10 protein-coding genes are annotated in these 9,290 nt (G+C 52.8%); 4 read left to right on the forward strand and 6 right to left on the reverse strand.

Annotation, left to right across the window (positions count from 1 at the left end; all coding sequences use genetic code 11):
- Positions 1–143 precede the first annotated feature (143 nt).
- The 5 genes from Q3O12_RS03640 to Q3O12_RS03660 form a co-directional block, all read right to left on the reverse strand.
- Positions 144–503 carry a hypothetical protein gene (locus tag Q3O12_RS03640; RefSeq protein ID WP_301669388.1) on the reverse strand — a complete coding sequence of 120 codons (360 nt, stop codon included), beginning with the start codon at positions 501–503 and terminating at the stop codon, positions 144–146.
- A gap of 89 nt (positions 504–592) precedes the next feature.
- Positions 593–1,009 (reverse strand): RNA polymerase-binding protein DksA, encoded by a 417-nt coding sequence (dksA, locus tag Q3O12_RS03645; RefSeq protein ID WP_118793253.1) that lies wholly within the window; start codon positions 1,007–1,009, stop codon positions 593–595.
- A 147-nt stretch (positions 1,010–1,156) separates the two neighbouring features.
- Positions 1,157–1,966, reverse strand: a complete 810-nt coding sequence (gene proC / locus Q3O12_RS03650; RefSeq protein WP_301669390.1) for a pyrroline-5-carboxylate reductase — start codon at positions 1,964–1,966, stop codon at positions 1,157–1,159.
- Between the two features lie 30 nt (positions 1,967–1,996).
- Positions 1,997–2,404 (reverse strand): RNA-binding protein, encoded by a 408-nt coding sequence (locus tag Q3O12_RS03655; RefSeq protein ID WP_301669394.1) that lies wholly within the window; start codon positions 2,402–2,404, stop codon positions 1,997–1,999.
- On the reverse strand, positions 2,386–3,090 hold the full coding sequence (locus Q3O12_RS03660; RefSeq protein WP_301669391.1) for a YggS family pyridoxal phosphate-dependent enzyme: 705 nt from the start codon (positions 3,088–3,090) through the stop codon (positions 2,386–2,388). Before Q3O12_RS03660 ends, Q3O12_RS03655 begins: the two co-directional genes overlap by 19 nt.
- A gap of 113 nt (positions 3,091–3,203) precedes the next feature.
- Here Q3O12_RS03660 and pilT point away from each other — a divergent pair, with 113 nt between their 5' ends.
- From pilT to yccS, 3 genes are all read left to right on the forward strand, one after another.
- Complete coding sequence (gene pilT / locus Q3O12_RS03665) at positions 3,204–4,247, forward strand: type IV pilus twitching motility protein PilT (RefSeq protein ID WP_003753675.1); 1,044 nt, start codon at positions 3,204–3,206, stop codon at positions 4,245–4,247.
- A gap of 163 nt (positions 4,248–4,410) precedes the next feature.
- Positions 4,411–5,637 (forward strand): PilT/PilU family type 4a pilus ATPase, encoded by a 1,227-nt coding sequence (locus tag Q3O12_RS03670; RefSeq protein WP_301668233.1) that lies wholly within the window; start codon positions 4,411–4,413, stop codon positions 5,635–5,637.
- Positions 5,638–5,753: 116 nt separating this feature from the next.
- Positions 5,754–7,904, forward strand: coding sequence for a YccS family putative transporter (gene yccS, locus Q3O12_RS03675; RefSeq protein WP_301669392.1), 2,151 nt, complete (start codon positions 5,754–5,756; stop codon positions 7,902–7,904).
- Positions 7,905–8,515: 611 nt separating this feature from the next.
- Here the strand turns inward: yccS and Q3O12_RS03680 are convergent.
- On the reverse strand, positions 8,516–8,749 hold the full coding sequence (locus tag Q3O12_RS03680; RefSeq protein ID WP_301669393.1) for a hypothetical protein: 234 nt from the start codon (positions 8,747–8,749) through the stop codon (positions 8,516–8,518).
- A gap of 330 nt (positions 8,750–9,079) precedes the next feature.
- Here Q3O12_RS03680 and Q3O12_RS03685 point away from each other — a divergent pair.
- On the forward strand, positions 9,080–9,290 hold a 211-nt coding region (locus Q3O12_RS03685), incomplete at its 3' end, for a transposase (protein ID WP_502572652.1).

Here is a 9,290-nt window from a genome sequence, read left to right on the forward strand (position 1 = left end):
TGAAGACGTATACGGTCAATACTTTCAGTGGGATTTTTTCGGGAATTGTTGTCATATCCCTGTCGGATAAGGTTTTTTATTTCTGCCAAATGCTGCGCCGCCTCCAATAATCCCTTCCTCATCGGCGACCCACGCTACGCTCGCTATGGTTTATACCTATTTAAAGCTGGTACCCTTTCTTCGAAATCACAAGAAATAATTGTGATAATATTTGCATGGTTTAAATATTCTAAAAAATTATTAATTTTATTGATACATTCATCAGTATCATATTGATTTAACATAATTATCTCTATGATAAATGGAAAATATAAAAAATTATCTTTAAAGTCAAAATTACGTTTTTCATCAAATTCATCATTATTAAAAAAATAAATATCTAACATTTCAGTTTCTATATATTTACCATTTATTAATGGCGATTTAAAGAAATTTTCAATCGCTGCAGAGATTAGATTTTTATCTTGACTACTAATAAATAATTTACAAAAATCAGAAATCATAAATTTTCCTTTTCTCCTCTGGTTGGTGCGCCTTTGTGAATATGCCGTCTGAAACTCGGGGCTTCAGACGGCATTTTCGTTTGCCGCTATTAGTCGGCAAACTGTTTTTTCATTCTCTCACGACGCTCTTGCGCCTCTACGGACAAAGTGGCTGTCGGGCGTGCCAGCAGCCGCTTCAGACCGATAGGTTCTCCCGTATCGGCACAGAATCCATAATCCCCTTCATCAATATTGCGGATGGTCGCCTGTATTTTACTGAGAAGTTTTCGTTCCCGATCGCGGGTACGGAGTTCCAATGCGTACTCTTCTTCCTGTGTAGCACGGTCGGCAGGATCGGGGGCTGATTCGTGTTCTTGGAGATGTCCTGTCGTAGCGGAAGCATTTTCGATAAGTTCGTCTTGCATTTTTACCAGCAATTCGCGGAAAAAAGCCAAATGGTCGTCATTCATATAATCGTCTTCCGACCCGTTCCAATTTAAAATATCTTGTTCCGTCAGCTTTGCCATAATGTATGTCCTCTCGGTTCACCGCAAAAAACAAAGCACCACAAAGTGGCTTTATTCCTTTGATTTTTATAAGGCTTATTGCCTAAGGCGTTGTCAGAAAACGCGCATCATAACACGTTTCGGATTGGTTTTTTTATTTTCTTTACATTATTGATATTGCCGTTCCATTTCCTGCGAACGGCGCACACAGGCACAAACGCCTTCATTTATGGCTTCGGCGACACGATGCCGTCTGAAGACCTCCACGGCTTCGTGGGTTGTCCCGCCTTTTGACGTTACATTTTTTTGAAGCTTCTCGAAATCTTCACCCGTCTGCTCGGCAAGGGCAACCGCTCCTTTAAATGTTGCCAGGCTGAGCGCGCGTGCTTCTGCTATATCAAACCCTTGTCGGATGGCGGCATTTTGCAATGCGTCCAACAGATAAAACACATATGCCGGCCCGCTGCCGCTGATGCCGGTAATGCTGTGCATTTGCGCTTCATCTTCCAACCAAACGGTCAAACCGACAGATTTCATGATTCGATCGGCAATCTTGCAGTCTGTTTCCGATACTTCCGCTTCGGCATACATACCGGATACACCCAGTCCTATTTTCCCTGGCGTATTCGGCATAACCCGGACAATGCGGCGTGTTCCCCCGAGGTAACGGCTGAGCGTATCAACCGACAATCCGGCTGCGACAGAAAGCACCAATGCGCCGTTGGTGCGGATATTTTTGCACGCGGCTTCCATATCCTGCGGTTTGACAGCAAGGATTAAAACATCGTCGGAATGAAGCTCCGGCAAGGTTTCAGAAGTTTCGACCCCCAACTCTTTTTGCAAACGTTCGCGCTTTTCCGCCCCCCGGTTGGCAATATGGATTCGGTAACCGCCCTGTTTGACCAATCCGCCCGCAACGGCAGCCGCCATATTTCCGCCGCCGAGAAAATAAACATTCATTATTTCTACCCTATTCAAAATTACCTTACTAAATTCATTCCCAACTTTTTACCATCGGACGCGCTCGGACAGGCTGTTTCGCCGCAACCCCTGCTTTTCCAAACAGTCGAATCCTTCTTGCCTGAAGGTTTCGATTAAAGGCTGTTTGTCGCGTGTACGCCAATCCAACCCGCAGGCTTCAAACTTCCCTATTTTCCTGTAAAAGTAAGATCGTCGTGCGGATGCATATTCGTTTGCCCTGACAGAACGATTGCCGTCTGAAAGCGGTATCTCGTAGTCCTCTAAAGACGGCGGACTCTCGCCGCCAATGTCCCAAAAATCGATGGCGGCAGGTTTTCTCGGCTTACACCAGCCGGACAGGGACGAACACTCATACCACCCCGCCAGCCGGCAACCGGCAACCGTAAATGCAAGCAACGCAGCCATTGCAAGATATTTTATTGTACGCATTCCAATCCGCTCCTTTTCCCGAAAATCGCGCTGCCGATACGGACGTGTGTCGCACCGCACTCAATGGCGGCAGGCATATCGTCCGACATCCCCATAGACAGCACGTCTGCCTTAACGCCTGCCGCATTGAGGTCGGCAAGCAACTTTTGCATGGTCTGAAACTGGGTTTTCAACTCCGCTTCGCTGCCTCCGGCTTTGGCGACGCACATCAAGCCGCGTACGACGATATTCGGCAACTTCGCCACTTCCACGGCAAGCGCGACCGCTTCTTCGGGAGCAACACCGTGCTTTGCCGCCTCGCCTGCAATATTCACCTCAATACACACCTGCAAAGGCGGCATTGAGGAAGGACGTTGCCCGCTCAGCCGGACGGCGGTCTTTAGACGGCATACGGTATGCACCCAATGCGCGCGTTCGGCGACAAACTTGGTTTTGTTGGACTGCACATCGCCGATGACGTGCCACACGATGTCAGTCAAATCCGCCAACTCTTCCGTTTTACCGTACCACTCCTGAATATAGTTCTCGCCGAAATCACGCTGTCCGGCGGCGTAAACTTCGCGGATGCCGTCTGAAGGGAAAGTCTTACTGACGGCAATCAGGCTGACGGAATGCGGCTCCCTGCCCGCCTGCAGAACCAATTTCCCGATACGGTCGGACACCTCCCGATAACGCTGTTGCAACACCGTCATAAATTATCCCCGGTAAAAATGCTTAAATAGTTGAATCCCAAGAATCAGGGCAGTAAAATTCAGAAGTAGGAAACACCAAACGACCCAAACATTATACTGGACAATATCCCATTATGCAGATTACCGACTTACTCGCTTTCGGCGTTAAAAACAAAGCATCCGACCTTCACCTGAGTTCGGGCATATCCCCTATGATTCGGGTTCACGGCGATATGCGGCGCATCAACCTTCCCGAAATGAGCGCGGAAGAGGTCGGCAATATGGTAACTTCAGTGATGAACGACCATCAGCGAAAAATCTACCAGCAAAACTTGGAAGTCGACTTCTCGTTCGAACTGCCCAACGTTGCCCGATTCCGCGTCAACGCCTTCAACACCGGCCGCGGCCCCGCCGCCGTATTCCGCACCATTCCCAGCACCGTCTTATCGCTGGAAGAATTGAAAGCCCCGCGCATTTTCCAAAAAATCGCAGAATCTCCGCGCGGCATGGTATTGGTTACCGGCCCTACCGGTTCGGGCAAATCCACCACGCTTGCCGCGATGATCAACTACATCAACGAAACCCAGCCGGCACACATCCTGACCATCGAAGACCCGATCGAATTCGTCCACCAAAGCAAAAAGTCCCTGATTAACCAGCGCGAACTGCACCAACATACCCTCAGCTTCGCCAACGCGCTGAGTTCCGCATTGCGCGAAGACCCCGACGTTATCCTGGTCGGCGAGATGCGCGACCCCGAAACCATCGGCTTGGCACTGACCGCCGCCGAAACCGGACACTTGGTTTTCGGCACGCTGCACACGACCGGCGCGGCAAAAACCGTCGACCGTATCGTGGACGTATTCCCGGCGGGGGAAAAGGAAATGGTGCGCTCTATGCTGTCGGAATCACTGACCGCCGTCATCTCCCAAAACCTGCTGAAAACGCGCGATGGCAACGGCCGTGTCGCCTCGCACGAAATCCTGATTTCCAATCCCGCCGTCCGCAACCTTATCCGCGAAAACAAAATCGCGCAGATTAACTCCGTCCTGCAAACCGGGCAGGCGAGCGGTATGCAGACGATGGACCAATCGCTACAATCGCTGGTGCGCCAAGGGCTGATTGCACCGGAAGTCGCACGCAAACGCGCGCAAAACAGCGAAAGTATGAGTTTCTGACACACAACCGCCTTCCGGCCATACCGGCGGGAAAACAAGGTGCAAACACGCGGGGCGGGACGCGGTATCCAGCCCGGCATACCCTTCCGAACAGGAAGCGTCCGCCTTCCTGTTGAAAACTGCCGCCGCAAACTGCAAGGCTTAAACTGAAAAGAAGCTAACGATGAGTACCAACAACCTGCACGACATCTTGGACGAAATGGTTCAAGTGTATTCTCAAAAAAAACAAAGCCGATCTGAAACCCCGGCCGAAATCGGCGCACACCTCCACCCGCTGCTCGACCGCCTGTGTGAAACCGCAGAAGCGCAAAGCGCGTCCGACATCCTTATCAGCAAAGGATTCCCGCCCTCGTTGAAAATCAACGGCGCATTAACCCCGCAGCCGCAAAAGGCTCTGACGGGCGAGGAAACCGCCGCCATCACCGCATCGACGATGAACGCCGAACAATCGGAAATATTCCGGCGCGACGGCGAAATCAACTACTCCGTCCAATCGCGCAGCGGCACGCGCTACCGCGCCAACGCCTACCACAGCCAAGGCCACGCAGGTTTGGTTTTGCGGCGTATTAACCACGTCATCCCGCAAATGCAGGAATTGGGTCTGCCCGAAAAACTCAAAGACCTCGCCGTCGCGCCGCGCGGGCTGCTGATTATCGTCGGGCCTACCGGTTCGGGTAAATCCACCACGATGGCGACTATGCTTGAACACCGCAACAAAACCCTGCCCGGTCATATCGTTACCATCGAAGACCCGATTGAGTTTATCTACAAACCGCGCCGCTGCATCTTTACCCAGCGCGAAATCGGCGTCGATACCATAAACTGGCAGACGGCGGTACAAAACGCTATGCGCCAGTCCCCCGACGTGGTCTGCATCGGCGAAGTCCGCAGCAGGGAAAATATGGAATACGCGATGCAGCTCGCCCAAACCGGCCACCTGTGCATTTTTACGCTCCACGCCAACACCGCGCCGCAGTCGCTCGAACGCATACTCAACTTCTACCCCAAAGAACAGCACAAGCAAATACTGATCGACATCGCCCTCAACCTGTCCGGTATCGTCTGCCAACGTCTCGCCCTCAAAAAAGACAAAACGGGCAGGACGGCGGTTGTCGATTTGCTCATCAACACGCCCGCCATCCAAGACTTCATCCTGAAGGGCGACCTGATGAACATCAATAAAATCATGGAAACCGCCAAAACCGACGGAATGCAGACGATGGACCAAAACCTTTTCGAACTGTACCGTCACGGCATCATCAGTTACGAAGAAGCCCTGCGCCAGTCCGTTTCCGCCAACAACCTGCGATTGCACATCCAACTGTACGAAGAAGGCAAAATGCCCGAACTCCTTTACGACAGGATTAACGATCTCAACCTCGTTTCCTAATCCGTAAAACCCAATGCCGTCTGAAAACCGCATCCCCGTTTTCAGACGGCATGATTTTATCCGCCCCATTCATGTGCTACACTTTATTCACTTCATAACAATAAACCGGTAAAACCATGAAAACCCCACCCCTCAAGCCTCTGCTCATTACCTCACTTCCCGTTTTCGCCAGCGTCTTTACCGCCGCCGCCACCGTCCTTCAGCTAGGCGAACCCAAGCTCGCCATGCCCTTCGTACTCGGCATTATTGCCGGCGGCCTGGTCGATTTGGACAACCGCCTGACCGGACGGCTGAAAAACATCATTGCCTCCGTCGCCCTGTTCACCCTCTCCTCGCTCACGGCGCAAAGCACCCTCGGCACAGGGCTGCCCTTCATCCTCGCCATGACCCTGATGACCTTCGGCTTCACCATTTTAGGCGCGGTCGGGCTCAAATACCGCACCTTCGCCTTCGGCGCACTCGCCGTCGCCACCTACACCACCCTCACCTACACCCCCGATACCTACTGGCTGACCAACCCCTTTATGATTCTGTGCGGCACCGTACTGTACAGCACCGCCATCCTCCTGTTCCAAATCGTCCTGCCCCACCGACCCGTTCAAGAAAGCGTCGCCAACGCCTACGAAGCGCTCGGCAGCTACCTCGAAGCCAAAGCCGACTTTTTCGATCCCGATGAGGCCGCCTGGATAGGCAACCGCCACATCGACCTCGCCATGAGCAACACCGGCGTCATCACCGCCTTCAACCAATGCCGTTCCGCCCTGTTTTACCGCCTTCGCGGCAAACACCGCCACCCGCGCACAGCCAAAATGCTGCGCTACTACTTTGCCGCCCAAGACATACACGAACGCATCAGCTCCGCCCACGTCGATTATCAGGAAATGTCCGAAAAATTCAAAAACACCGACATCATCTTCCGCATCCACCGCCTGCTCGAAATGCAGGGGCAGGCATGCCGCAATGCCGCCCAAGCACTCAGGGCGGGCAAAGACTACACATACAGCAAACGCCTCGGCCGCGCCATCGAAGGCTGCCGCCAGTCGCTGCGCCTCCTTTCAGACGGCAACGACAGTCCCGACATCCGCCACCTCGGCCGCCTGCTCGACAACCTCGGCAGCGTCGACCAACAATTCCGCCAACTCCAGCACAACAGCCTGCAGGCGGAAAACGACCGCATGGGCGACACCCGCATCGCCGCCATAGAGACCGGCAGCCTCAAAAACACCTGGCAGGCAATCCGTCCGCAGCTGAACCTCGAGTCAGGCGTATTTCGCCATGCCGTCCGCCTGTCCCTCGTCGTTGCCGCCGCCTGCACCATAGTTGAAGCCCTCAACCTCAACCTCGGCTACTGGATACTGCTGACCGCCCTTTTCGTCTGCCAGCCCAACTACACCGCCACCAAAAGCCGCGTCCGCCAGCGCATCGCCGGTACCGTACTCGGCGTAATCGTCGGCTCGCTCGTCCCCTACTTCACCCCGTCTGTCGAAACCAAGCTTTGGATCGTCATCGTCAGCACCACCCTGTTCTTCATGACCCGCACCTACAAATATAGCTTCTCGACATTTTTCATTACCATTCAGGCACTGACCAGCCTGTCGCTTGCAGGGTTGGACGTATATGCCGCCATGCCCGTGCGCATCATCGACACCATTATCGGCGCATCCCTTGCCTGGGCGGCAGTCAGCTACCTATGGCCAGACTGGAAATACCTCACGCTCGAACGCACTGCCGCCCTTGCCGTATGCAGCAACGGCGCATATCTCGAAAAAATCGCCGAACGCCTCAAAAGCGGCGAAACGGGCGACGACGTCGAATACCGCGCCACCCGCCGCCGCGCCCACGAACACACCACCGCCCTCAGCAGCACCCTCTCCGACATGAGCGGCGAACCCGAAAAATTCGCCGACAGCCTGCAACCCGGCTTCACCCTCCTCAAAACCGGCTACGCCCTGACCGGCTATATTTCCGCCCTCGGCGCATACCGCAGCGAAATGCACGAAGAATGCAGCCCCGACTTTACCGCACAGTTCCACCTCGCCGCCGAACACACCGCTCACATCTTCCAACACCTGCCCGAAACCGAACCCGACGACTTTCAGACGGCATTGGATACACTGCGTGGCGAACTCGACACCCTCCGCACCCACAGCAGCGGAACACAAAGCCATATCCTCCTCCAACAGCTCCAACTCATCGCCCGACAGCTAGAGCCCTACTACCGCGCCTACCGCCAAATTCCGCACAAACACACCCCGAACGCCGTCTGAAGCAGTTTTGCCATTTTGCAAAGCACGGCGTGAGGTCAGGCAGTTTGTAAGATAGTTCGCAAGGCTTTGCACGGGGCGGATGCACAGTGAAGATGTGCAAAGTGCAGGTTTCAGGGCGGGCGCAAGGGACTGTAAGACGGATGGTAGGGTGGATTGTAGGGTGGGCTTCAGCCCACCGATTCCACCGCCTCGACAAATCTGACACATCCGCCATTTCCACCACTCCAACCATTCCCTCCAAGAACCCTTGATGCGGCAGGCTGAATCCCCCCTACAGTCCGCCCTACACAACGCCCGACGAAACCATAGGAATACCCGAATCGTCAGAAACACCCGAACCGTCATTCCCACGCAGGCGGGAATCTGGAATGCAAGATTAGAGAAACTGCTTTATCCGACTAGGAAAAATAAAGGGAATCCAAATCAAAAGACATGAATAAAAAAAACATATCTAAGCATTTGCCAATTGTGCTGGCAGTTATTATTTTATCTTGGTGTATATTAGCTAGAAGCTTATCCATGCTTTTCTCACTAGGGACATTAAGCATATATATAGATAGAAGACTTTATTTTTTAGAAAACTTCTTACCAGATTTTGTAAGTCTAGCAACTTATGCTTTCACTATTTGGATATGTATAAAGAAAATCATTAATGACCAGTAATTCTCATTTAAGTTTCCGTGCGGACAGGTCTGGATTCCCGCCTGCGCGGGAATGACGGCATATTTTGTATTTAATATAAAAGGTTGTTTGAATTTTCCAGCGGGCACAAAGTGTCGCATAGAAGGGCGTAGGGCGGGCTTCAGCCCGCCATTTACACCATTTGCACCGCTTTCAGGCGACATCAGTTTGGCGGCACCCGGTGGGCGTTGCGGGAATGGCGGAGTTGGTAAGACTGGCGGAATCGGTGGACTGAAGCCAACCCTACAACTAACCCTGCAACCAACCCTGTGCAACGCCCTACAGCCTCTTGCACACCCTTCCTACGTATTTACGCATCTGCCCCGCGCTTCCCCTGCCGTCTGCTGACTGAACAAACCGAGACCTTTGCAAAATTCCCCTAAATCCCCTAAATCCCCTAAATCCCCTAAATCCCCTAAATCCCCTAAATCCCCTAAATCCCCTAAATTCCCTAAATTCCCTAAATTCCCACCAAGACATTTAGGGGATTTCTCATGGGCACCTTCTTCCGGCAAACCGTCCAAACCATGATTGCCAAACACATCGACCGCTTCCCACTGTTGAAGTTGGATCAGGTGATTGATTGGCAGCCGATCGAACAGTACCTGAATCGTCAAAAAACCCGTTACCTCCGAGACCACCGCGGCCGTCCCGCCTATCCCCTGTTGTCCATGTTCAAAGCCGTCCTACTCGGACAATGGCACA

Origin of the sequence: Neisseria benedictiae (genome assembly GCF_958267435.1) — a bacterium.
In the GTDB taxonomy this organism is placed as follows: Bacteria; Pseudomonadota; Gammaproteobacteria; order Burkholderiales; family Neisseriaceae; genus Neisseria; species Neisseria bergeri.